The organism is Pseudoalteromonas sp. S4492, from assembly GCF_005886115.1.
Lineage (GTDB): Bacteria > Pseudomonadota > Gammaproteobacteria > Enterobacterales > Alteromonadaceae > Pseudoalteromonas > Pseudoalteromonas gelatinilytica.
On the sequence record NZ_PNCP01000054.1, the window covers coordinates 1 to 23,048 of the forward strand.

General features: G+C 39.7%; 21 protein-coding genes. 11 read left to right on the forward strand and 10 right to left on the reverse strand.

Features of this window, described 5'->3' with window-relative positions; translation table 11 throughout:
• The first annotated feature begins 408 nt into the window (after positions 1–408).
• Together CWC28_RS17630 and CWC28_RS17635 are read left to right on the forward strand one after the other, a co-directional pair.
• Positions 409–1,560, forward strand: coding sequence for a PIN domain-containing protein (locus CWC28_RS17630; protein WP_138625522.1), 1,152 nt, complete (start codon positions 409–411; stop codon positions 1,558–1,560).
• A gap of 132 nt (positions 1,561–1,692) precedes the next feature.
• A complete protein-coding gene (locus CWC28_RS17635) occupies positions 1,693–2,175 on the forward strand; it encodes a GIY-YIG nuclease family protein (RefSeq protein WP_138625523.1) in 483 nt (160 codons plus the stop codon).
• Positions 2,176–2,397: 222 nt separating this feature from the next.
• Here the strand turns inward: CWC28_RS17635 and CWC28_RS17640 are convergent, their stop codons facing one another.
• Both CWC28_RS17640 and CWC28_RS17645 read right to left on the reverse strand, forming a co-directional pair.
• On the reverse strand, positions 2,398–3,966 hold the full coding sequence (locus CWC28_RS17640; RefSeq protein ID WP_138625524.1) for a site-specific integrase: 1,569 nt from the start codon (positions 3,964–3,966) through the stop codon (positions 2,398–2,400).
• Positions 3,967–4,468: 502 nt separating this feature from the next.
• A complete protein-coding gene (locus tag CWC28_RS17645; RefSeq protein ID WP_138625525.1) occupies positions 4,469–6,127 on the reverse strand; it encodes a tyrosine-type recombinase/integrase in 1,659 nt (552 codons plus the stop codon).
• Between the two features lie 247 nt (positions 6,128–6,374).
• Between CWC28_RS17645 and CWC28_RS17650 the strand changes: the two genes are divergently transcribed.
• The 3 genes from CWC28_RS17650 (at position 6,375) to CWC28_RS17660 (ending at position 9,570) form a co-directional block, all read left to right on the forward strand.
• The gene (locus CWC28_RS17650) at positions 6,375–6,629 is read left to right on the forward strand and encodes a YfhL family 4Fe-4S dicluster ferredoxin (RefSeq protein ID WP_054562570.1); all 255 of its coding nucleotides are present in this window, start codon (positions 6,375–6,377) and stop codon (positions 6,627–6,629) included.
• A 108-nt stretch (positions 6,630–6,737) separates the two neighbouring features.
• A complete protein-coding gene (locus CWC28_RS22710) occupies positions 6,738–8,057 on the forward strand; it encodes a methyl-accepting chemotaxis protein (protein WP_063704355.1) in 1,320 nt (439 codons plus the stop codon).
• A 196-nt stretch (positions 8,058–8,253) separates the two neighbouring features.
• On the forward strand, positions 8,254–9,570 hold the full coding sequence (locus CWC28_RS17660) for a methyl-accepting chemotaxis protein (RefSeq protein ID WP_105173675.1): 1,317 nt from the start codon (positions 8,254–8,256) through the stop codon (positions 9,568–9,570).
• 2 nt (positions 9,571–9,572) lie between these two features.
• Here CWC28_RS17660 and CWC28_RS17665 read toward each other — a convergent pair whose 3' ends face one another.
• Together CWC28_RS17665 and CWC28_RS17670 are read right to left on the reverse strand one after the other, a co-directional pair.
• Positions 9,573–9,824 (reverse strand): TIGR03643 family protein, encoded by a 252-nt coding sequence (locus CWC28_RS17665; protein WP_105173674.1) that lies wholly within the window; start codon positions 9,822–9,824, stop codon positions 9,573–9,575.
• Positions 9,825–9,869: 45 nt separating this feature from the next.
• Complete coding sequence (locus tag CWC28_RS17670; RefSeq protein ID WP_105173673.1) at positions 9,870–10,754, reverse strand: LysR family transcriptional regulator; 885 nt, start codon at positions 10,752–10,754, stop codon at positions 9,870–9,872.
• A gap of 102 nt (positions 10,755–10,856) precedes the next feature.
• Here CWC28_RS17670 and CWC28_RS17675 point away from each other — a divergent pair, with 102 nt between their 5' ends.
• From CWC28_RS17675 to CWC28_RS17685, 3 genes are all read left to right on the forward strand, one after another.
• Positions 10,857–11,486, forward strand: coding sequence for an NAD(P)-dependent oxidoreductase (locus CWC28_RS17675; RefSeq protein ID WP_138625526.1), 630 nt, complete (start codon positions 10,857–10,859; stop codon positions 11,484–11,486).
• A 68-nt stretch (positions 11,487–11,554) separates the two neighbouring features.
• On the forward strand, positions 11,555–12,577 hold the full coding sequence (locus CWC28_RS17680; protein ID WP_138625527.1) for a Kelch repeat-containing protein: 1,023 nt from the start codon (positions 11,555–11,557) through the stop codon (positions 12,575–12,577).
• Positions 12,574–13,293, forward strand: a complete 720-nt coding sequence (locus tag CWC28_RS17685; RefSeq protein WP_138625528.1) for an SIR2 family NAD-dependent protein deacylase — start codon at positions 12,574–12,576, stop codon at positions 13,291–13,293. The genes CWC28_RS17680 and CWC28_RS17685 overlap by 4 nt, the downstream gene beginning before the upstream one ends.
• Positions 13,294–13,329: 36 nt before the next feature.
• Here the strand turns inward: CWC28_RS17685 and CWC28_RS17690 are convergent, their stop codons facing one another.
• A complete protein-coding gene (locus CWC28_RS17690; RefSeq protein ID WP_138625529.1) occupies positions 13,330–14,922 on the reverse strand; it encodes a carboxylesterase/lipase family protein in 1,593 nt (530 codons plus the stop codon).
• A gap of 194 nt (positions 14,923–15,116) precedes the next feature.
• Here CWC28_RS17690 and CWC28_RS22680 point away from each other — a divergent pair, with 194 nt between their 5' ends.
• Positions 15,117–16,433 (forward strand): methyl-accepting chemotaxis protein, encoded by a 1,317-nt coding sequence (locus CWC28_RS22680; protein ID WP_138625530.1) that lies wholly within the window; start codon positions 15,117–15,119, stop codon positions 16,431–16,433.
• Positions 16,434–16,484: 51 nt separating this feature from the next.
• Here CWC28_RS22680 and CWC28_RS17700 read toward each other — a convergent pair whose 3' ends face one another.
• Positions 16,485–17,483, reverse strand: a complete 999-nt coding sequence (locus CWC28_RS17700; RefSeq protein ID WP_063704372.1) for a DUF4382 domain-containing protein — start codon at positions 17,481–17,483, stop codon at positions 16,485–16,487.
• Positions 17,484–17,710: 227 nt separating this feature from the next.
• Here CWC28_RS17700 and CWC28_RS17705 point away from each other — a divergent pair, with 227 nt between their 5' ends.
• A complete protein-coding gene (locus CWC28_RS17705) occupies positions 17,711–18,151 on the forward strand; it encodes a hypothetical protein (protein WP_063704378.1) in 441 nt (146 codons plus the stop codon).
• A gap of 37 nt (positions 18,152–18,188) precedes the next feature.
• On the opposite strand, the gene CWC28_RS17710 is transcribed toward CWC28_RS17705, so the two are convergent.
• From CWC28_RS17710 to CWC28_RS17725, 4 genes are all read right to left on the reverse strand, one after another.
• A complete protein-coding gene (locus tag CWC28_RS17710; protein WP_063704381.1) occupies positions 18,189–19,877 on the reverse strand; it encodes a methyl-accepting chemotaxis protein in 1,689 nt (562 codons plus the stop codon).
• A 98-nt stretch (positions 19,878–19,975) separates the two neighbouring features.
• Positions 19,976–20,485, reverse strand: a complete 510-nt coding sequence (locus CWC28_RS17715; RefSeq protein WP_063704383.1) for a GNAT family N-acetyltransferase — start codon at positions 20,483–20,485, stop codon at positions 19,976–19,978.
• Between the two features lie 3 nt (positions 20,486–20,488).
• Positions 20,489–21,832, reverse strand: coding sequence for an N-succinylarginine dihydrolase (gene astB, locus CWC28_RS17720; RefSeq protein ID WP_138625531.1), 1,344 nt, complete (start codon positions 21,830–21,832; stop codon positions 20,489–20,491).
• Positions 21,833–21,880: 48 nt separating this feature from the next.
• Complete coding sequence (locus CWC28_RS17725) at positions 21,881–22,111, reverse strand: helix-turn-helix domain-containing protein (protein WP_054562555.1); 231 nt, start codon at positions 22,109–22,111, stop codon at positions 21,881–21,883.
• 403 nt (positions 22,112–22,514) lie between these two features.
• Here CWC28_RS17725 and CWC28_RS17730 point away from each other — a divergent pair, with 403 nt between their 5' ends.
• Positions 22,515–22,919: a hypothetical protein gene (locus CWC28_RS17730; protein WP_105173664.1), complete on the forward strand. Its 405-nt coding sequence runs from the start codon at positions 22,515–22,517 to the stop codon at positions 22,917–22,919.
• The last annotated feature ends 129 nt before the right edge of the window (positions 22,920–23,048 follow it).

The window sequence follows — 23,048 nt, forward strand, 5'->3', positions numbered from 1 at the left end:
CATGGGGAGTCATTATGTCTAGGTGAATTGAGTATTGGGCACAAATTTCCAGAAAGGAACTAAATATGACAATGAGAACGTATACAAAATTACAGTGCTCATGTGGAGCCTCAGGTGAAATAGTTGAAAGTGAAAATGATCAGCCATATTCGCAAGAGTGGTCTAAAACAAGTCTACGTAATTTAGGCTCTAAAGGCACATATAATGGTGAGTATAAACTCATCGCTAGAATGAAGCCCTCATGTATGACTTGTGGTAAAACTTTAACGCCTGAAAATATAGTGCAGTAATTCACCTAACAAGCTGTTGAATAGTGGACAAAATTCAGTTGGCTGATTTCGCTCCGCTCAAGATTATAGCCAACTAAATTTTGCCCATTAACAGGGCGCTATATTTTTGGAGGTAAAATTGAGTCTTATATTTAACAAAAGGGAAATTTATACTTCCCCAAAAGAAGCTTTCAAGTTTAGTTTGAAGTCTGTAGACGACTTAAAAACAGATTGTTTGTTTGTACTTGATGCCAATGTATTGCTTTTACCATTTACAACAGACGGTAAGAGCGTGGAGGAAATTAAGAGAATTTACACAACTCTTGTTAATGAAGATCGTTTGTACATTCCATCTCAAGCTGCGAGAGAGTATTTAGATAATAGGTCAACTAAATTAACGGATTTATATAAGTTAATTTCGGATAAGTCTAGTCAAAACTTTAAGTACGTTTGTCCGCACCCATTACTAAGCGGGATGGATGAGTATGCAGAGCTTGAACAGCTAGAAGATAACTTAAAAGAAGCATTAAAATCCTATAGAAATAAACTTCAACAGACATTAATGTCTGTTAAAAACTGGGGTTGGAATGACCCAGTAAGTAAGATGTATCATGAAGTATTAGATGGTCGTATATTAGATGACGATCATATAGATGTTCAAATTGTTGAAGATGATTTGAAGCGAAGAAATGATCATAAAATTCCACCAGGTTATAAAGATGGTTCAAAGGAAGCAAATCAAGCAGGAGATTTATTGATTTGGCATGAAATATTGTATTTAGCGAAACAACAAAACAAAGATGTAATTTTTGTTTCAGGAGATGCTAAGTCTGATTGGTTCCATAAAAGTGATAAAAAGGCTATTTACCCTCGATTTGAATTAGTAGATGAGTTTAGAGAAGAAACACAAGGTAAAACATTCCATATCATGTCTCTTTCTCAAGTACTCAGCATTTTTGAAGCTTCAGATGAGGTAGTGTCAGATGTTGAATCATCAGAAGAAAAAGCTGCCATCAAAGATACTCCCGAGGCTAAACAGGAAAAAGTTATTGAAGGGCATGATGTAACTAGTCAGTATAGTGAGCTTCTTGGAACACCTAATGATCACCTTTTGCTTCAAACTTCATCAACATGGAAACAAAAGCAGGGCTTGGATACAGATACCTATATGGTTTCAGAGTTAGATTCATATGGAAAAATTGTAGCCAAATATGAAATATATGACAGTACTGAAATGAGACCACCATTTAGTCGAGAAGTTACATATAGGAAATTCGCAAACAAAATATAACAAACAATTTAAGAGTGATTCCCCACGCTTGGCATTTTTGGCTTGGTTCAAGTTCAGTGTTTACGGCGTCCAAATTGAGTGTTGTGGTAGCGTGGCTCACACCTTAATTGGGCGTTATATTTACGGAGTATTATGCACCTAAACAGTATCGCCGAGATTATTAATTCATTTGCTAGTTCTCTAAATGATTCTTTTAAGGAGTTGGAGTTCAATGTAGTAGCGTTCCCAAGGATGAAAGTTTTCAATGAATCATTTAAGCAACATGTTCCATCCGAAACATATAAAGACAAAAGTGGCGTTTACTTTATCTCGAATTTGAAGGGTGAAATTCTATATATCGGAAAGGCAGGCAAAAATAATCTAGCAGCTGAAATATGGGGGAAGTTTGGCGCACCGGTTGTTGGTAACGACGGGGCTCCAATGTTTGTAAAAAGTAAAATGGCCAAATATGCGCCTACAAAAGATTTGTCTGAACTTATAACTAATGGAGCCTTTAACATAAGCGCGATAGTTATAGAGCCTAGAGAAATGGTTTCTTTATTGGAAGTACTTTTACAAACAATCTGTTTAAGACAAGATGGTTGCCTGCCTGCTTTAAATAAGCAGATAGGATAAATATAACAAGAACAAAAATAGTTGGTTTTTGCTCCTCCGTCACTTATTTAAACCAACTATTTTTTGCCTGTTAATTGGGCGTTACTGATTAAATACTCTAACGTGTTTTTGTCCAAATATGAGCTAGAAGCAACGCCTGGCTTAACATTTTATGTGTCTGTTTGATCCTTCCTACAAGAGACCTTAATCAAAAGATCTCATCTTATTAACTCAGAGCGAACTTTATATTCTTAAAGTGGTGCATTCTTTTTGAGTGAACGGGATTAAATGTTCGGGTAGTTTTATAGGTAATTCAGGTTCAATAATACGTTTACCTTTTTTAAAAGCATCTAAGCCTTGCAGAATAATAGCTTCATTAATTAAAAAATATTTATACGCCGTTTCTGCTCTTAAATCATAAAGCTCATCGTTTTTATCGTAATGCTCCCCTGAACGGTCATGATCTCTTCCTGTATGTCCAAGTATTAGTTTTGACTCAATTTGCGCATTGCTGAGTGAATAACCTTCTTCTTTCACTAGATATCTGACAACATTGGTTTTAGCGTGCTGTCTAAGTAAGGTAAAGCAAGGTCCAGCTGTACCTTTCACATAAAGGTCTTCCAGAGATGATTTATAGATGTCATTAGGGCAAATCAACATGAAGTATTCCCTTAAAGAATTATACGGCATCGCTTTAGTACAGTCTTTAAAGCTGAAAAATAAGTACTCATTAGGCTTATCAGGATGTAGTGATAACTGATTTTTGATTATTTTTGTCATTTGCAGAGTTAACTTTATTTTGAATTGTCCTTTGTTCTTCATGGCTCCTTCTTTGGTCATTGTGGATTTTGGATAAGTTATATATTTAGGGTTCTTTAAGTTATCTAGATAGCTTGTTTTTAATTCAATTATGTTAACTGGCCTAACAGCTGTGAAAGCCATTAAAAGTACAGCGTTCTTTTTTTGGGTGTTGGGCTCCTCTTCTAATCTATACATGAGCTTTGAAATACCCTCGCCATCGGTATACCCATTAAAAGTAGACTTGATAGGTGCTGGAATATAGCTAGTACGAATTTCGTTGATAGATTTATTCTTAAGATTTAGCTTTTCTGAAGCAAAAGCAAATAATGATTTAACTCTATTAGAAACATCATATGTATAATTTGCTTTCTTTTCTTCATATAGTTTGTCAAAAGCAGACTTTATTTCTTCTTGGCTTATATCTAAGAACTTTGCAGAACTGCCAATTACATTCACAAAGGCATTTATTTGTGATGAATATGTTTTGATAGTTTTTTTAGAAATGACTCTTTTATCATTTTCATGTTTCATTGAGAGGCTTTCAATGAATTTTTCAGCAACTTCTCCAAGCGTTTGACCAGACAGTTGATTATCAAAAATGATGGCGCTAAGAGTTGCAGCTTCAGCGACTGTCATTGTTTTATTGTTACCCAATAAAGGCTTTTTTAACTTTCGATGGCCAGGGTAGTATGCAAAAAATTGTACGATTCCATTTAAGTTAAAAATGAACCTTAATTTGCTTTTGCTACAATATTTAGATTTCCTATGATCTTTTTTTGGTTGACCTGGTTCTGGTTCTGGGTATTCAATTGCTGCAGCGCATTCAGATAATATTAAAATATCTTTATCACTATATGGTGGTTTAATACTGTCGAATTTCGACTTGCTAATACACTCACTTTCACTTTGCTTCTCAGACTCATTTTCACTTGTTATTTTAGATAGGTTTTTAATTTTATCTAATATTCTGCTTATTGTATTTTTCTTAAACTTATTTTTAGTTTTTTTCATATTTTATTAAGTCTTTATTACTTCATCTGGGATGAATTAATGTTGTCGCTTTTTTATTATGTTGAATGAGTTTTTTGATTGCTGCAAGAGGGGGAAGCCTTGCCAGCTATGGCTTTAAGCCTATGACTACTAAGATCATTTTGGTGGTGAAATTAAATGGCTTTGTTTAAGCTACTGATAAGTCGTTTATAAGCTTATTATCAAATCTGAGCTTTTTGGTGGTGTATTAGTATGTTTTGGGTACTAAACTTTTTTAATTTTTTTAAAATAAAATTTTTTAACGATTTTTGTGTATTTTTTATAAATTCTTTGTAAGTCCATCAAAATTCAATACTTTTCTTCGTTCTATCGTTAAATTTATTTTTGCCAATACTATTTATTATTTTTGAGCGAAAAGTGTTCATTATCTTTGCTGTTGTACGAAAAATGACCCGGCTTTACGCTAAGTCATTATTTAGTTTCTATATGCTCTTTCAGTATACTTTTCGGATGAGTATTTAGCTTAAACAGCAATATCATCAAGGTAACTTTCGATTACAGTTCTACCATCTTTAGTCAGAATTAACTCTTTAACTGATTTTCCTGTATCGCCAAAAGGCTGATTTATGAATTGAATGTATGCACCTTTATGGACAAGAGATGCTTTTATTCGCTCTCTTAGCGCTTTCTTATGTTCCTTATCTTTGATTATTTTTTGTTGGTTTACCTGAAATGCTGTAGGCCTTAACTCTAAGCTTTGAAACTCATGGACTCGTTTTAAAATGCTGACCTCGTGTAACTTAAATACATTGAACTTAAGTTTTGTTGAAGTGCCGTAGAGCTCTTCAGATTTATCGTAGTTAAGCCCATTCGGATCATCAGACTTTCTCAAATGATGAAGTGCTAACCGGGTTAAGTCTTCTGCATGCTTAAAGTGGTAGCCGTTTGATACCAACAGCTCTTTTGTATTGGATTTAAAAAAGCTTCTACACATAGTACAAAATGCACCCGCAGAGCCTTTCATTACAATCTGTTCGATATCGCCTTTTACTGCATCAAATGGAGAATAGTCTTTGATAATTTTATCGAGGGAGCGTTTAGAAAATTGCTTCATAGGGTCGCGTGGTTGCAGAAAAATGAACTCTTGATTGCAATTAGGTCGTGCCGATTCCATCCATGCCCTTTGTTCAAGGATAATAGTTCGCATCATTTTTGTTAGTGGGAGTCTGTATTCTTTTTGGTTTTTCATTTCACCACGTACACCTACGATGGATGACGGAAAAGTTATTAAGGTCGGAAAGGTAATACTATTCAGCCATGACCATTTCATTTGAGGAATGTTGATAGGCCTCAAGCCCGTTAAAATCATAAACCTGGCTGCGTTCTTCTGGTGAATGCATGGCGTAGTTGCAAGGTTGATCCACAACTCTGCAATTGAATCTAAGTCCGTGTAGGCTTGGCACGGGCGGGGAGTATCAACTCGATCCGAAACATAATAATCATCAATGTCAGCAGCAGGATTACGGCCATTGTTAAACTTATTTTTGGCAAACTTCCATATACGCCTTATTTGAGCAAATAGCTCTATGGCTTGGTTGTTGGATTCGCTAGCAATAATTTTATCAATGATTCGCTCAAGATCCCCTGCCGTAATACTTTGAAATCTCGTTTTCATATTAAAGTACTGCTTAAGCTTTTTTACTCTGCACTTATATGTTCTCAATGAACCGGCTGCAAACTTTGTTGGTGCGAGTAAATGTCGGTTTGTCAGGTTCTGCTCATATTCTTTAAAAATAGTGTTTAAATCGGCGAATATCGTTCTTCCCTCTAAGATCGTTTGCGTAAGCTCTCTTGCTTTTGCAATGGTGAGTTCTGGTAACTCCCCTAGCTTTACGTTTCGGATCTCTAACTTTTTCGGGAAATTAGAATAGAAGATGACCTTACCTTTTGGGGTGAATACGAGCCGTAAATTGTGTTGTTGCTCATATTTAGACAAACGAACCAAGGGCTTATTTTTAATCCCTTGTTTTAAAGCAACTTTTCTTTCAAAATTTGAAATTATTTGAATCGCAGTAACACACTTTTTTATGTACAACATTGAAAAAGGTGCCTTCGTCTCTTTCCAAACCGCTTTTGCTTTGATGTATTCGGCTTTTGTAATGGGTTTATTCGTGTTTTTCATTTCTCTAAAACTCAGGTTTATTAAGCCCTGCAGGCCTGTCGTTTGATCTAGATCAACAAAATTTAGAGTGGGGTAAAGTAGAATGTGCGACCGCTTTTGTAACGGCTGCTCATAAACAGAGTGTGCTACGAATTGTGTTATTATTTATCGAATATTTTTTAAACTAAGCTTGTTTGAAAAATATATGTGTTACATACCTACTCATGTAACTATTTGTTTTATAGTGATTTATGTTCGAGGGCATTAAATGGCATTACTCATCAATAACAAATGTATTAACTGTGATATGTGTGATCCTGAGTGCCCGAATGAGGCTATTTATATGGGCGCGAAGATATATCAAATAGACCCAAATAAATGCACTGAGTGTGTTGGGCATTATGATAACCCTACTTGTGTGAGTGTGTGTCCTATTGATTGCATTAAGCCAGATCCAAATCACCGTGAAACGTTAGATGAGCTGGCTGAGAAATACGTTAAATTGACCTCTCAAGCTTCTTAGTTAAATCACTTTTCTTAATTCTTTTTGCTTATTTTAAAGTAGCGCCCTGCGTTAATTGTTCTACAATTTTATGAACAACAACACGTTAATAAAAAATCAGGGCGTTTTATGTGGTTTAATAAATCCTTACAGGCTGAAATTGATGCGTTAAAAGCTGAGCTTTATCCGCTAAAAGATCTCACTTCAGGTATTGATGAAGAGATGTTGGTGCTTAGGCTGCGTGCTGATGGCACAATGGCCTATATTAACCAGAACTTTTTAGATGAATTAGGCTACTCGCACAATCAGCTAATTGACTCGCCCTTCCAAGATATTATTACTGAACAATCTCGAAATACTGACCAGTTTAAAGACCTAAAAAACGCCATTGAAAATCAACAGCATGGTGTAGGGCACTTACAAATAACTCGCTATGACGGCAAGCTTGAGTGGCTACGATTAATTGCTCACCCGGTACACACAGAGCAAGGTGAGCTTAATTACTTTGCTATTTACGGCACTGTGCTTACCGATGCTATTTCTACTTCTCGTGAACAGCGTGACACTATTAATGCCATCTATCGCTCGATGGCAGTTATTGAGTTTGACCTTGAGGGCAAGGTTATTAACGCAAATGAACCGTTTTTAGAGAGTATGGGTTATAAAAAAGATGAGATCGTTGGCAAGCACCATCGTATGTTTTGTGATCATGCACTTGCTGAATCTGCGGAATATGAGAAGTTTTGGCAGCGCTTAAGACGTGGTGAGTTTGTTGTTGATCGCTTTAAACGTGTTGACCGTCATGGCAATGAAGTGTGGCTTGAAGCTTCATACAACCCTATTTCAAATGATTTTGGTGAGCTTTACAAAGTGATGAAGTTCGCCACTGTGATCACTGAGCAAGTTAATCGTGAGCATGCAATTTCACAAGCGGCTGAAATTGCGTATGGCACATCAACTGAGACCGATAGACTCGCTCAACAAGGGGCTGAGGTGTTACAAAACACCATGACAGTGATGAATGAATTAGCTCAGCAGATGGAGCAAGCAGCCCAAGAGATTTCAGCCCTCGATAAACAGTCACAACAAATTGCAGCCATTGTGCAAAGTATTAGTAGTATTGCGGAGCAAACGAACTTACTGGCGCTAAACGCAGCAATTGAGGCTGCTCGTGCTGGTGAGCAAGGCCGAGGCTTTGCGGTGGTGGCTGATGAAGTCAGGCAGCTTGCGTCAAGAACCTCAAAAGCCACTGAAGAAATTGTTGAAGTAGTAAATAACAATCAGTCACTTACGCAAAATACGGTAAAGGTTATTGAGCAAGGCAAGGTGAAAGCCGAGCAAGGTGTGTCTTTATCAAATGAGTCTGGCAAGGTGATGGAAGACATACAACACGGTGCGCAGCAAGTGGTTGATGCAGTTGGACAATTTGCAAATCAACTGAATCACTGACAAAAAGCCTACTCAGTTAGGCTTTTATAATGCTATTTGATTAAATTATTTCTTATTTTGCTTCAAGAAACTTCCTAATGTCTTGAAAGCGGCTATTTGTCCAACTTTTTTACGCTAATATCATCGAACGGTACAGATTTAGTAGTCCTTATCGAGCTACTCTGTGATGATTTTAGTATTTAAGGTGGGATGATTTATGTTTTTTACCCAGCCATTGAAAGAAAGGATAGCTCAGTTAGAAGATGAATTGTTTCGTGTATCTCAAGTGAAAGATACATTAGATAATAGAATGTTTACGCTGGAACTTGATAGGGAAGGTCGTATCACGTTTGCCAATACGCAAGTATTAGCAGAACTCGGCTTTACAGAAGCCCAATTAATAGGAAAACCTCTGCTTGACTTGGTGCCTAGCAGCGCCAAAGACGCAAAGCATTACCTTCATTTTAAACGAGCTATTTTAGACAAATCAGCTTGGGTCGGTGCTGTTCAACTTTTAAATGCGCAGGACCAGCATGTTTGGTTAAGAGCATTTTTTCATCCAATTTTAAATAAACAGCAGGGCTTTGAAAAGTTTGATCTTCATGCCAGCGTGCTGACCCGAACAATTGAAACATCGCGAGAAAATAAAGACTTAGTGAAAGCAATTAATCGCTCTATGGCAGTTATTGAGTTTGATTTAGAAGGCCATGTTTTAAAAGCGAATGAGCAATTTCTCGCTGGGGTCGGTTATACAAAAGACGAAATTATAGGTAAACATCACCGGATGTTTTGTGAACCAGCCGAAGCAAATTCAACTGGCTATGCTGAGTTTTGGCAGAAATTACAAAAAGGCCAATTTATCTCGTCACGATTTAAGCGGGTGAATAAATTTGGTGAACCCATTTGGTTGGAGGCGACTTACAATCCGGTTTTTAACGAGCAAGATGTGCTTTATAAAGTCGTTAAGTTTGCAACTGTGATCACCGAACAAGTGAATTTAGAAATGGCTGTGTCTCAAGCGGCTGACATCGCTTACGGCACATCCACCGAAACTGATAAAGCAGCAAAGCAAGGTGCCACTGTTTTAGATGAAATGGTTCATGTAATGGACGATTTAGCGAAACAAATGGAACAAGCCGCAGCTGAAATGGCTGAACTCGATAAGCAATCGCAGCACATTGCTGCCATCGTACAAAGTATTAGTAGTATTGCGGATCAAACAAACTTACTGGCGCTCAATGCGGCAATTGAAGCGGCTCGAGCCGGTGAGCAAGGTCGGGGTTTTGCGGTGGTGGCTGATGAAGTCAGGCAGCTTGCTTTAAGAACCTCTAATTCGACAGTTGAGATTGTTGATGTTGTAAAACAAAATAGGTCTTTGACTAAACATACGGTTGAAGTAATCGAATTAGGAAAAACGAAAGCTGAGCTGGGTTTTAACCTCGCCTCTGAGTCAGGAAATGTGATGAGCGACATTCAACATGGCGCTCAAAAAGTGGTGGATGCAGTTGGCCAGTTTTCTCAAAAGATAAAGTAATTTTATCTATGTTTATATTGGGTCTTACAGTAACCACGGGATATATCTGGATGGCGTAGTTTTAAGTGTTTGGTTTGCCTACCCGCTGCGCGTTTTCGCCAAAGTTTAAAACTCGAAGGTGTTAATTGCTCACGCATTAGCGCGATAACGTTTTTTTCGTTTAAACCAAATTGTTGGTTTATTGCTTCAAACGGGGTTCTGTCTTCCCACGCCATCTCTATGATGCGTGATACTTCATGATCTAAATGCTGCATTACTACTCCTTTTTATAGCCTATACGTATTTGCAGCAGATTTAGATTATAAGATATCGTGTTGCCAGTGCTCGGCTAAAAAGTCGATGAACGCTCTGACCACATTTTGTTGAAAGTTACGTGATAAATACACTGCCCATAAGTGAGAGCCTATAGTTGTATGCTCTGGCAGTACTTTAACAAGCTCACCTGATGCCAAATAGTCATTGGCGAGATCGCAAGGTAGGTGAGCAATGCCCATTCCTTGTTTTGCAGCTTTTAGAAGTACGCCCATATCGTTGGCAACAATGTTGCCCTTCACGGTCACTTTTTGTGTGTTGTCGTCGTGTTGAAATTGCCAAATAGTGTGTTTGTTATGAATAAGGCAATTATGTGCAGTTAAGTCATTCGGCTCAAAAATCGGTGGGTTCGCAGCTAAATAATCGTTAGAGGCACATACTGCGGTTGCGATATACATTAGCTTACGGGCAATAAGACCTTCGTCAGGCTGGTGGATGTAACGCAAAGCGATATCAACGCGGTCATCAACCAGCTGCGATAAACTATCTGAAAGTAACAGTTCAAATCGCGTCTGTGGGTGGCGTTTGGTAAACTCTTTAATGGCATCAAACAGTTTATGTTGGCCAAGCCCAATCGGAGAGGCAACGCGAATAGTACCCACTAATTCGTTGTTATGGCTATGCGCTCGGCTTTGTAAATCAGATACTTGATTTAATATTTGCTGGCAATAGCTAAGGGCTTCTTCGCCTTGAAGGGTCAAACTTACTTTGCGTGTTGTACGATGAAACAATCTTAAATTTAGCCACTTTTCTATATCTTGAATATGCCTAGAAACTTGTAATCGGCTTAAACCTAAATGCTCTGCAGCCTGAGTAAAACTGCCTGTACGGGCCACTTCGACAAAGCTAGTAATTGAATTGAGTTTATCCATTGGTATCTTAAAGTGAAACAATGTGTATCTATATAGTGTATTTATCAGTAATTAGTGAACAAGTAAACTGCAATCATTGAAACAAACAATGGAGAATTCCTCATGAAATTAGCAGTTATTGGCGCAACAGGTTGGATTGGCAGCCACATTACTTCAGAAGCAATCGCACGTGGTCATCAAGTAAATGCATTAGTTAGAGACGCAAGTAAAGTAACCCAAGATAACGTTACTGTGACTGAATTTGATTTAACTAAAGACGATATCGCAACTGCAGCTGCAGGTAATGATGTTGTTATTGCGGCAATTGGTGGTCGTGCTTTAGGGAACCATGAAATTGTTGCAAACACAGCAAAGCAATTATTAAACGCGCTTGCAGGTACAGGCACACGCATTTTATGGGTGGGTGGTGCAGGTAGCTTAGAAGTGGCACCTGGTGTAACACTGGTATCAAGCCCAGACTTTCCTGCTGAATACAAAGCAGAAGCCATTGCTCAAGGTGAGGCACTTGATGTATTTAGAGCATCAACAGCAGCTACAGCTTGGACTTTTGTATCACCAGCTGCAGTCATTTACCCTGGTGAGTCAGAAGGCCCGTACCGTGTTGGTGGTGACAGCTTCTTTACTGATGCAAAAGGCGAAAGCAAAATATCAGTTACTGATTATGCTAAAGCAATGCTTGATGAAGCACAGTCGGCAGCTCATTTAAATCAACGTATTAGTATTGCTTACTAATAGCGAGCCTTTCTTCAGGCTCATAAAATGGTATTCTTTAGCTATGTGTTAAGTTACCTATTTAATTTATGAGCCTGCTATTTTCTATTGCACTTGCAACCATCCCAGCCTTACCAGAAGCCGTCGCGAACAACGCTGTAGCCAAAGTTGTTATTGATGAACAAGCCTACTTTTTAAGCTTTATGGGCTTGAGCTCAGGTAAAGCACATACCGATGTTCACAACAAAGTGTGGGTCCTTAAAGTGGGCGATAACGCGTGGCAAGCGGCTAAAGCCGTGCCAAGTACATTACCCCTTACTGGTCGTCTAGCGAGTACAGCAGTGGGTGTGGGTCAGCATGCCTATGTATTTGGTGGGTATACCGTTAGCGCTGATCATCAAGAAATCTCTACACCCGATGTATATCGCTATGATGTTCTTTCTAATTCATATACGCAACTGGCCAATATGCCTGTGCCGGTGGATGACAGTGTGGCGCTTTCGTACCAGCAGCGTTATATCTATTTAGTCAGTGGTTGGCATAACGATGGCAATGTTAACTTAGTACAAGTTTATGATACGCATACAGATACTTGGCAACAGGCTTCGCCATTTTTAGGTCAACCGGTGTTTGGCCAAGCGGCGGCAATTAGTGGAAACACTATATTGGTGTGTGATGGCGTTAAAACACAGGCGAATGCTGATAAACGCCGTTCTTTCGCTGCGGTTGCACAGTGTTTAAAAGGTACGATTGATGCTGATAACCCATTAAAGATAGATTGGCGTACGGTACCGCATCCTACAGGTGTTGCCCATTACCGTATGGCAGCAACCAGTTTTAATGGCGACATTTATATGATGGGCGGCTCTGATAACCCATATAACTACAATGGCACGGGATACGATGGCAAACCAGCGCCAGCGAGTGATCATGTTTGGCGCTTTGATGTTGATAAAAACACGTGGCAAGTGATGCCAAAAGCCGCTACCGCGAGCATGGATCATCGAGGTTTATTAGAGCACCAAGGAAGTTTGTATCGTCTTGGTGGTATGGATAATAATCAACAAGTGACAGCCGATGCACTTGCTTACAAGGTAAAGTTATCTCTATGAATACACTCTATATTACAGGGGCGGGAGTGAGTGCCGCTAGCGGTATACCGACCTTTCGTGGCGAAGATGGTTATTGGAACATTGGCAGCAAAAATTATACGCCGATGGAAATGGCAACGCGTGCTATGTACGAAAATAATCCCCGTGAATTTTTAGCTTGGTATTATCATCGTTTTGCAACCTATCGCCATCACGGTCCCAATGAAGTGCATCATTGGTTGAGTGATAAAAATCTCATTACGCAAAATATCGATGGCCTTGATGGCAAAGCAGGTAACACCGACTTTATTGCTATTCATGGTCGCTTAGATCAAATGACACTGTTTCACCATCAAGGTGACGATGTGATGGCTTTTAACGCGCCGTGGGATAATGTTAACGAAGACAACCTGCACCACTCCTTGCTTGAGGTGTTCAATATCAATAACGAAAGCCCCAAGCTCAACGAGTCGTTTAAGCCTTACGTGTTGTTATTTGATGAATACTACACTGAGCTTTATCGAATCTCTGAGGCGCAACAGCGTATGATCGATGCCGATAAAATCGTCTTTATCGGCACCTCGTTTAGCGTCAATATTACCCAAATGGCACTCGATATTGCACGCAGTCAAGGCACGCCAATTGAAGTGGTTGACCCAGATCCTACTCACGTATTTCATCCTAATGTGACATACCAAAAGATGACAGCGCTTGAGTATGTTCAGCAGCAAGGATAAAAATAAGGCGCTTATATTAAGCGCCTTATTTAATTATTACTTTTCAGCTTTGGTTGCTGTGATGTTTAACCTCGCTTGTAAGGGGTCCGGTAAAAACTCTGCAGTCCCTGATTTATTCATTTGCAGTATAAAAGATTCATCATTTTTATATGCTTGCCAAGTAGGTAACCCTGGGCCATTTGGTGTGCCTAATTTAATAAAATTGGTCACATAACGGTGCATTATTTTAGCGGCTTGCTTATCTTGCTCAGTGGTAACGTGTCCATATTTAGCAGCCACAGTATTAAAAAAGTATGGAATTTCGCTGGCGTGCTCTGCACCGGGTTTATCTAAGGTTTGCGCCACATAACCAAAACGATACAAAAAGGCTTCCTTACCCATATCTGTCACACGTTTTGCAACGAACTTTGCTGGCTCTTGCATTAACGCATCTTGACCAACTTGGTAATTGAGTAAAGGCAATGGCGTTTCGCCGCTTGCATCGTAAGTCATTTTTGCTTGTGTACTGTGCGGAGCAAAACTTGCGAATAGCGCTTCTTTAGAAGCAAAATTAGCAAAGCCCAAATCCATATCTGTTGTGCCAACCATGGTCGCAACATGGCTAAATGTGCCTTTACTCAAGCGCGCTTCTGTCGCCGAAATGATGATAGTGCCATCAATAATTGGCCCGCCAACGTAAGTAGACTCATCATTATTTTGTCGATTTAATGTGCTCAAATTTAGGTTATCAACCACGTCTTCGGCAGATAACTCACGTAGTGCAGCAAGGGCATTTTCATCACTGCCTAAAATGGTGTGTTGTTTGGCAAAGTTTTCGCCAATTTTTTCGGCGCTTAACACGGTGTCATCATCACTATTAAGTGGCAACTGCTTAAATAGTTCTCGTCCGCCCGCTGACATAATAATCGCTTGCTGGAATAAGTCATTAGCAGCAGGGGTTTGCATCATCGCATGTACCGATGCGCCTCCTGCAGATTCACCCATGAGTGTCACTTTTGCAGCATCACCACCAAATTGAGCGATATTTTGTTTCACCCATTCAAGGGCCGCAATTTGATCCATTAAAGCGTAATTGCCCAGTGCATCGTTCTCAAAACGACTAAGAGCTGGGTGCGCAAAAAAGCCAAATCGGCCTAGGCGATAATTAAAGCTAACAAAAATAACCCCTTGTTTAGCAAAGCTTTCACCCGAGTAAACAGCGGGTGATGCGCCACCATTTACAAAGCCACCCCCGTGTATCCATACCACAACGGGATAAGGAGCATCGCTGTGTTTAGTGGGTTTAAACACATTTAAATAAAGGCAATCTTCCGAAGGGGTTGTTGTAAGCGGTGCAGCGTCGGCTGCAAACGGCTTTTGCATACAGTCAGGCGCGTAATCGTTAAGTACTTTTACATCTTGCCACTTAGGCACAGGTTGCGGTGCTCGCCAGCGTAACTCTCCTACCGGAGCTGCTGCATACGGAATGCCTTTATAGGCAATAAAACGCCCTTCTTTTTGCCCTTGGATAAGCCCGCCAGTGACGGCGATTTGATCTGATTGAGGTTGTTCTTGGCAGCCTTGCAAAAATACAGCAGAGCCTAATAGAAAAGATGAGTAAAAAATCGATTTGAGAATACGCGAGGTCATAACAAAGCCTAGGCTGTTTAGGTAAGGCTTATAATATTATATATTTGCTCAATGTTTAAGAAGAAAGCGCTTGAGTGTTAGAACTGGCAGTTGGTTAACCTGTTAATCATTAAGAAAAAAGAACCATTTTGTAATTCTATTTCTTGTGCTACTGAGCTAATATTTATTTAACTACCCTAATAACTGGTGTTTCAATGTGGTTTAGTAAAAATAAAGATCAACTCATTGATGCCTTGCAGCATGATGTTGATAAAAGTCAGCAATATTTAGCTGGGATCAGAGAAAATATTGCTTATATCGAATTTACACCAGATGGAACTGTTCTCGAAGCTAATGATTTGTTTTGCAAAACAATGAAAGTGCAAGCTGGCGATATTATTGGTCAGCATCATCGTAAGTTTTGTGCGCCTGAATATAGCAGCTCAAAAGAGTATCAAACGTTTTGGCAAGATATCGCTAAAGGCCAAGCAAAATATGGGGTTTTCTCGCGAGTTAATGGGGCAGGCGAAGCCATTTGGCTGCGTGCAACCTATTTTCCGGTACGCGGTGATGATGGCAAGGTACGCTGTGCAATTAAGTTCGCATCAGAGATTACTAACGAAGTTAAAAAGCTTGATGAAATGTCGGCAATCTATGATGCCGTTAATAAAAGCACTGCAATGATCCGCTTTACGCCGGATGGTCATATTATTTCTGCGAATGATAATTTCTTAAATGTTGTGGGTTACAGTCTCGCTGAAATCCAAGGTCAGCATCATAAAATGTTTTGCTATGATGACTTTTATCAAAAGAACCCCAACTTTTGGCAAGAGCTGGCGAACGGGCGCATTTTTTCTGGGCAATTTTCTCGTAAAAAACGTGATGGCAGCCCGCTTTATTTAGAGGCAACCTATAACCCTATTTTTAATAAACAGGGTAAAGTGACACAGATCATTAAGTTTGCATCTGATGTCACCGCTAGAGTGAACAGCACCGAAGAAGTGAAACATGCAGCTGAAAATGCCGGCCACACGTCGGAAGAAACCTCGCAAGTCGTGACCAATGGTCAGCAACGAATTTTAAGCAGTGTTGCGTCATCAAAAAAAGTGAGCGAGCAGGTTCATCAAACCCGTGAACTGTCAGATGTGTTAGCACAGCAGTCATCACAAATAGGTGAAATTGTAACAACCATTAATAGCATCGCAGAGCAAACAAACTTACTAGCCTTAAATGCAGCGATAGAAGCTGCCAGAGCCGGGGAGCATGGTCGCGGTTTTGCGGTGGTTGCCGATGAGGTTAGAAATTTATCGCAACGTACTTCTGTGTCGACCAGCGAAATATCAGGCCTTATTGGAAAGACGCAAGAGATCGCAGCAAAAATGACGGCTCTTATCGAAGAAATAGAAACACTGTCTGGTGAGTCTCAGCAAAATGTTGAAGAAGTCAGCATGATAATGGAAGACATTAAAACAGGTGCAGATAAAGTGGTGGATCAAATATCCGAAGTAATTATTCGTTACGATACACTATAAACAACAAAAAGCCCGCAATGCGGGCTTTTTAATGGGGTATTGATTCCAATATTATTCAGAAACAGTGAAAGACACGTCTAAGTCTTCACCCGATGTAACTGTAATTGGTTTTACTTGATAAAGCGTAAATGCTTCGTCTTGCGTTTCAACGTCATCGATATGTGCTGCACAGGTATAAGCAAGTTGATAATCACCAGGTTGAATGAACGCAAGTTCAAATTCGTATTGATTATCTTCGCTATCGAAAACAACATCCGCCGTTGCAAGAGGTGCATCTAATGGTGTTTCATCTTCGTTAACTTCATAGTTGTCCATTGGCATTTCAACATCGCTGCTATATAAGTAAACAGCATGACCGAATGAACCATCTTCTAGTGCGATATCGATATTATCAGTTTCACAGTTAGCGATAAGTACATCGCTTACAGTGCCTTCGATATCTTCAGATTCAGCAAGGTTTTCTAAGCGAACACCGCGTGGTTTTAAGAAGATCTCATCACTATTTTGTGGATCAACTAATGACTTTTTAAGGTCAAACTCAATAACAAACTCGTTACCAGCTTGGTTAAGGGTAAAACCATCAAGTTGGATTTCACCGATACCATCGTTGCCTTTACGTTTAACAACCAGTGGTGCAATGCTGTCATCTTCGTATACAACATGCGAAGTCATGGTTAAATCGTTTGTGTCACCATTGATCACATCTGCACGGATCCATTGATATTCGCCAGCAGGTACTTCTTCATCTTCTAATAAAGAAAATACATCATCACCTGTGTAGTCTAATAAGTTAACCATTTCAGGCATGGTTTCATCATCATCTTCACGGGTCTCAAAAGTGAACTCTTCACCACCTTGGGTTTTCAATGTGATTGAATCAAACACAACATTAACAGCTTTTAAACCTGTCACTGGTGCATCAGACACACCTAATGTGAACTGTGCAGTTTGCGGCTGAGGATCAACCGTATCATTCTTGTCGTCATCTGAGCCACAACCAACAAGTGCAAATAAAACGGCGCTGCTAAGTAATGTAGTTTTAAAGTTCATCATTTCTTCCCTTTGTGTTCTAAAAATTCACTAATAGTTTAGTCACTAAAACTTAATGTAACTTGAATTGCTAATGATAAGTTTCGATTAACACCTTTGTACCTTTTATGTAACAACCTGAAAGTCACAAAAAATATAAATGCAAATTTAGCGTGCTTTTAAGCAAATCCATTTTTCTTCCACATTTTGCTGACACCATCGCAAAAAATAAAAATCTAGGAACAAAAATGAAGGTCATTGATTTAGAAAAGCGCTTTGAGTTGAGGAGTTTGGCACTGCTAGGTGCATTTAACGTAATCTTATTTGTGGGATTTATTAATAGCTCATCAGAAGTAAGCAGCTTACTTTTTAGCTTTTTAGCTTGTGCGGTTACGATGTTATTAGCGCTACTTGTTTTTAATTCAAAGCGCAATTTAACGGTGTGTCGTCATGGTGTGCATTACCGTAATTTATTTGGACAATGCCGTCATATGCATGCAAGACAAGTGCAGTTTATTCACCATTACTCATTTTTTGGTTTGCGCTTAGTACTTATTATGGGCGAGAAGTATATTTGTATTGCGCCTTTTTATAGCCTTAATGACAAACATCAACAACGTCTAAAGCGCTACGATAATGATTTGTTCGATTGGTTAAAGAATTTACAAAAGACCAATGATTTTTGTTAAGCAGGCGTATTCGCCTGCCTAACAATCGCGCTAAATATTACGTTTTATAGCGACTTACATTTTGTTCTAATTGCGTTGCCGTGTCTGACAGCTCGTGCATGTACGATGTGGCTACATCGGTATCATTAGCGGTTTTGTTAGCAATATCGACAATGGTCGTCATGTTTTGATTAATCGCTTCAGACACTGATGTTTGCTCTTCAGCGGCTGTGGCAATTTGTGCATTTTGTGATGTGATGGTGTTAACCGAAAGCAGTACTTCATTAAGCGCTTTTTCGACTTCGCCCGCCTCATTAACACTGGTTGCACTGCCTGATTTAATTGATTGCATAATGCTATTTACAGTTGTTGTTCCTTGCTGTACTTGCTCAATCATAGCCTCTATTTCATGAGTACTATCTTGCGTGCGTTTTGCAAGCGTTCGCACTTCATCAGCTACCACCGCAAAACCACGACCCGCTTCACCAGCTCGGGCAGATTCAATTGCCGCGTTCAATGCCAATAGATTCGTTTGCTCAGCAATGTTTCTGATCACATCAAGCACACTGCCTATTTGACTCGATTGTTGATTAAGCTGATCGACCGCATTCGCCCCTTCATCAACTTGCTTGGCGAGGCCATTAATCACCTTTATGGCAATGAGTAATTGGTTGTTAGCTTGCTTAACTAAATGATCGGCATGTTCAGCAGCGGTTGAGGCCTCTTGGGCACTACGAGCAACTTCCATTGACGCCGCCGACATTTCGTTTATTGCGGTCGCAACTTGTTCACTTTCTTCATGTTGGCGATTAATACCTGCGTGCATGTTAGCAAGTAGCTCGTTGAGTTTGTGTGACGCTTGATTCATCGATTGCGATGATTGGCGTATATCAATAACCATCTTACCAACGTCATCAGCAAAGCGGTTAAACGAGCTGCCAAGCTTGCCAAGTTCATCATCTCGTTTCACCATTAAACGTTGGGTTAAATCGCCATCACCTTGTGATATATCGTTCATTGCTAGTACGGTTGTGTGCAGAGGGCTGGTAATACTGCGTGATACCACCACTGCAATTGCTGCGGTAATTGCAACTGCAAATACTGAAGCGATAATGGTGTTTATAAAGGCATTATCGATACCTTCATTAACCCGTTGTTCTGTTACTGCAACTTGTTGTTCAAGGCCACTGATCCAAAAACCGGTTCCTAGCACCCAATTCCATTTTGGTAGTAAAGCGGCATAACCGAGTTTAGGGTTCACACTGCCATTGGTATTTTTCCAAGAATATTGCACATAGCCACCGCCTTTCTTCGCAGCATCAATCAGCTCTCGTATCAAATAAACCCCATTAGGATCTTTAAAATCATAAAGGTTTTTACCCTCAAGTGAGGCATTAACGCCATGAGCAATGTTGACACCTTTTACATCATATACAAACACATAGCCTGTATCACCAGCATCATTAAAACGCAAATTACGTAAGATGCTTTTTGCTTGGCTTTGCAGCTGTTCAGTATTAGAGCCATCATCTTGCGCGATGAGATGAGCAATCGAACTCATGGCAATTTTTTGATAGTTACTGACTTCGGCCTTTCGGTCGTTTTCCATTTGTGTGGCAAAACTTTCAACGGTTTGTGCACCACTGTGTTTTGATTGCACATAGTTGTAGAGTGTCAGCATTATTGCAATGAGTAGGGGGGGAAGTAGGGCTAGAAAGAGTACCCGTTGCTGTATTGATAGCGCCATTTATCGCTCCTAATAAAAATCCGCAGTACTAGTTTAGTACGTTTAAAGATTTTTATTAGTCGACTTTATGATTATATCAATTGGCTATAAAAGCAGATCTAGGCAACTTGCTTATAAAAATACACCGTTGCGTCAAATTCACCGGAGGAACTTTTCGCAAATCTAGGAATAGTGCCAGCTTCAATATAATCGAGTTTTCGATACAAATATGAAGCAGTGTCGCCTTGGCGGGTATCAAGTACCAATAATTGAATACCTAAGATACGGGCGTCGGTTTCTAGGCTATTCATCAATTGTTTTGCAATTCCTTGGCCTTGATATTCGCTGTGTACCATGAGCTTTTCTACCTCGCCGCGGTGAGCGCCATTGGCTTTAGCGCACAAAGAAAGCTGCACGGAGCCAATCACCGTATCACCATCAAGGGCAAGATAAAGCCTACGGTAAGGCGTTGCTAAATCGCCATCGACCCCTTGCCAGTAGTCATGTGCTGACTGTAATGATAGCGGGGCAATAAAGCCGATTGATGCGCCACTGGCAACGCTATCAATCAGTAAACTATTGAGTGATTTAGACACCCCTTTAATAGAGTGTACAGCTTTAATTTTCATTATTTATTCTTGTTGAAATGGATACACAGAGCCTAAATTAAGTAAGTTGGTTAACTCATCAAGTGCTTGATAGCTTTCGGTTAAAAGCATTGGATCGGCAAAGTCGTCACTACTTAACGAGTCACGGTAATGCTTATTCGCCCAACTCACTAGTTGGGTATATTTTTCTTCGCTGAATCGTACACCCGGATTGACCGCGGCTAGTTCGTCAGTATTGAGTGCAACACGCAAGCGCAAACAAGCAGGGCCACCGCCATTTTGCATGCTTTGGCGCAAGTCAAAAAAGCGCACTTGCTGAACTGGGTTATCTGCCAAAATCATTTCTTGAATGTAATCGTGAACAGCTTGATTACGCTGACATTCTTTAGGTGCAACCAGCATCATGCTGTCATCACTTAAGGTAATTAATTGGCTATTAAATAAATAGCTGCCTACAGCATCTGTAATGCTCACTTTATTGGTTGGCACTTCAATAATATGAAGCGGCTTGTTGCCTAGGTAAGCTTGTTTAATCTGTTTTAGCGTATCAGCTTGATGCAAAAACGCTTGTTCGTGGCATAAAAGTACATTGCCATTGGCCACAGCGATTACATCGTTATGGAATACACCTTGGTCTATCACATCAGGGTTTTGTTGAATAAATAACTGATTTTCTGGTTTTAGCTGATGTAGACGGGCAATTGCTTGCGAAGCTTCAAGAGATTGTCTTGCAGGAAATTTCACGGGTTTTGGTAAGGCGCTATTAAAACTACTTGCACCATAAACAAAGATCTCAAGCCCTGCATCTGCATGGCTGTCGCATAATCTATTATGATTTGCGGCGCCTTCATCACCAAAAAAACCTTGATCAGGTAAGTGCGTATGATGGCTAAAGTAACGCTCATCGTTAAACATGGCTTTTAATAAAGCCGTAGTTGTAACGGGCTCTAGCGAGCGGTGAAATTTGTTATTTAAGTTAGCAGCCGTAAAGTGCACTTTGCCATCAAGCGTATCGACTGAAGGCGAGATAGTGCCAGCATTGGCTGTCCACATGGCCGATGCACTGTAACAAGCTCGCAGTAAAACAGGGTCGGCTTTAAATGCTTTTTCAATAATTTGACTATCGCTGCCTGTAAAGCCTAAACGCTTTAGCACATTAATGTCGGGGCGAGCATGGGGTGCAAAAATACCTTGTTCTAGCCCTAACTCGTGTATTGCCTTCATTTTTTCAAGGCCTTGTAGCACGGCCTCTTTGGGGTTTGAATGCGAAGAGGCGTGACTTAGTGAAGCGACATTGCCATACGATAATCCCGCGTAATTGTGAGTAGGCCCCACTAAGCCATCAAAGTTTACTTCTACTGCGTGCATACTTAATCCATCATTATTGTGCGTGTATTTTAACCATACAGAAGTTATTTAGCTGAAGCTAGCTAACTCCATTTCTACATTACGTAGACTTTGTTGAAGGCGCTTCTGAGTGGCAATTAAATACGCTTTTTGTTTGTTCTGTTTAACTTGTTGCTGTCGTGCGGCTTTGTATAACACACGCTTAGGAATGTCGTACTGCTCAGACGCTTCAGTGATTGTTAGTTGATGAACCGAAATTTTTTTAAGCGCTTCAATAAATGCGGGGTCATTATTTAACATAGCGACGCTCCAAATCAGCGACATTATGCGGATCGTTTGCTTCATGCATATGCCATGTGCTGATGTCTAATCGCCAAAGTAGATAAAGAGTGTGAAAGAAGTTAGTCACGTTAGTCTCCTTGTTAGTGCCAGTTCATACTCACTATTGGAAGATCTGTGCCAAACCTTTATTAAATTTAAATGCATTAAAAATCAATCGGTTAATGTTTGATGGTTAGGGCTTCCTTAAAATCAGGCACTAAAATAGTGAAAGGTAAGTGCAGTAATGCACTTTAATGATGCGTGCTTGTATTGCCCATGAAACTGTTATTGTTGATTTGTGATGTTAACTATATGATGTTTGTGACTGATAATCGTAATTGAAGTTTTGCTCCTATATTTAAAGTATGCACAAGGAATTGGTATGAGTAGATGGGATGATGATAAGGTAAAAGTTAAAGATATTTTTGATACTATCAGGAATTTTGGTCTCTGTGGATTAGTCTTTTTCTTAGCTACCAAAAGTTTGTTCTATGTTAGCTCTGTCGAATATTTTAATGTAATTCATAGAGCTACTTCAGCCTGCTTGTACGGTCTTTCGCTATATCTTTTTTATATTAATACTCGGTTGTTCAATAAAATTATAAAAGAAGAGTTTGATGGCGGAAAAGTTGGTGTATTTTTATACATGGTAATTCCAGCTTTGTTTTTCATTTTAGGGATTAACATTTTCTTCCAATCAGCACTATCGTTTCAACTTGACACAAATCAAACGGTAGGTGAGCTATCAATTAAAGAACTTATCGAGAATATACCTGAAAATAATTAGCAAATTAGCGCTAAACTCTCAGCGCTAATTTGATTTTAGGCTAATACTGACTAGCAACTAGCAACTAGCAACTAGCAACTAGCAACTAGCAACTTTACTCTCGCTAACTTTACTCTCGCTAACTTTCCC

Bases quoted from the DNA above. Each gene is read 5' to 3' on its own strand.
- CWC28_RS17635 (WP_138625523.1), top strand. From the start codon at position 1,693: ATGCACCTAAACAGTATCGCCGAGATTATTAATTCATTTGCTAGTTCT.
- CWC28_RS17640 (WP_138625524.1), bottom strand. From the start codon at position 3,966: ATGAAAAAAACTAAAAATAAGTTTAAGAAAAATACAATAAGCAGAATA.
- CWC28_RS17645 (WP_138625525.1), bottom strand. From the start codon at position 6,127: ATGAAAAACACGAATAAACCCATTACAAAAGCCGAATACATCAAAGCA.
- CWC28_RS17650 (WP_054562570.1), top strand. From the start codon at position 6,375: ATGGCATTACTCATCAATAACAAATGTATTAACTGTGATATGTGTGAT.
- CWC28_RS22710 (WP_063704355.1), top strand. From the start codon at position 6,738: ATGTGGTTTAATAAATCCTTACAGGCTGAAATTGATGCGTTAAAAGCT.
- CWC28_RS17660 (WP_105173675.1), top strand. From the start codon at position 8,254: ATGTTTTTTACCCAGCCATTGAAAGAAAGGATAGCTCAGTTAGAAGAT.
- CWC28_RS17665 (WP_105173674.1), bottom strand. From the start codon at position 9,824: ATGCAGCATTTAGATCATGAAGTATCACGCATCATAGAGATGGCGTGG.
- CWC28_RS17670 (WP_105173673.1), bottom strand. From the start codon at position 10,754: ATGGATAAACTCAATTCAATTACTAGCTTTGTCGAAGTGGCCCGTACA.
- CWC28_RS17675 (WP_138625526.1), top strand. From the start codon at position 10,857: ATGAAATTAGCAGTTATTGGCGCAACAGGTTGGATTGGCAGCCACATT.
- CWC28_RS17680 (WP_138625527.1), top strand. From the start codon at position 11,555: ATGAGCCTGCTATTTTCTATTGCACTTGCAACCATCCCAGCCTTACCA.
- CWC28_RS17685 (WP_138625528.1), top strand. From the start codon at position 12,574: ATGAATACACTCTATATTACAGGGGCGGGAGTGAGTGCCGCTAGCGGT.
- CWC28_RS17690 (WP_138625529.1), bottom strand. From the start codon at position 14,922: ATGACCTCGCGTATTCTCAAATCGATTTTTTACTCATCTTTTCTATTA.
- CWC28_RS22680 (WP_138625530.1), top strand. From the start codon at position 15,117: ATGTGGTTTAGTAAAAATAAAGATCAACTCATTGATGCCTTGCAGCAT.
- CWC28_RS17700 (WP_063704372.1), bottom strand. From the start codon at position 17,483: ATGAACTTTAAAACTACATTACTTAGCAGCGCCGTTTTATTTGCACTT.
- CWC28_RS17705 (WP_063704378.1), top strand. From the start codon at position 17,711: ATGAAGGTCATTGATTTAGAAAAGCGCTTTGAGTTGAGGAGTTTGGCA.
- CWC28_RS17710 (WP_063704381.1), bottom strand. From the start codon at position 19,877: ATGGCGCTATCAATACAGCAACGGGTACTCTTTCTAGCCCTACTTCCC.
- CWC28_RS17715 (WP_063704383.1), bottom strand. From the start codon at position 20,485: ATGAAAATTAAAGCTGTACACTCTATTAAAGGGGTGTCTAAATCACTC.
- astB (WP_138625531.1), bottom strand. From the start codon at position 21,832: ATGCACGCAGTAGAAGTAAACTTTGATGGCTTAGTGGGGCCTACTCAC.
- CWC28_RS17725 (WP_054562555.1), bottom strand. From the start codon at position 22,111: ATGTTAAATAATGACCCCGCATTTATTGAAGCGCTTAAAAAAATTTCG.
- CWC28_RS17730 (WP_105173664.1), top strand. From the start codon at position 22,515: ATGAGTAGATGGGATGATGATAAGGTAAAAGTTAAAGATATTTTTGAT.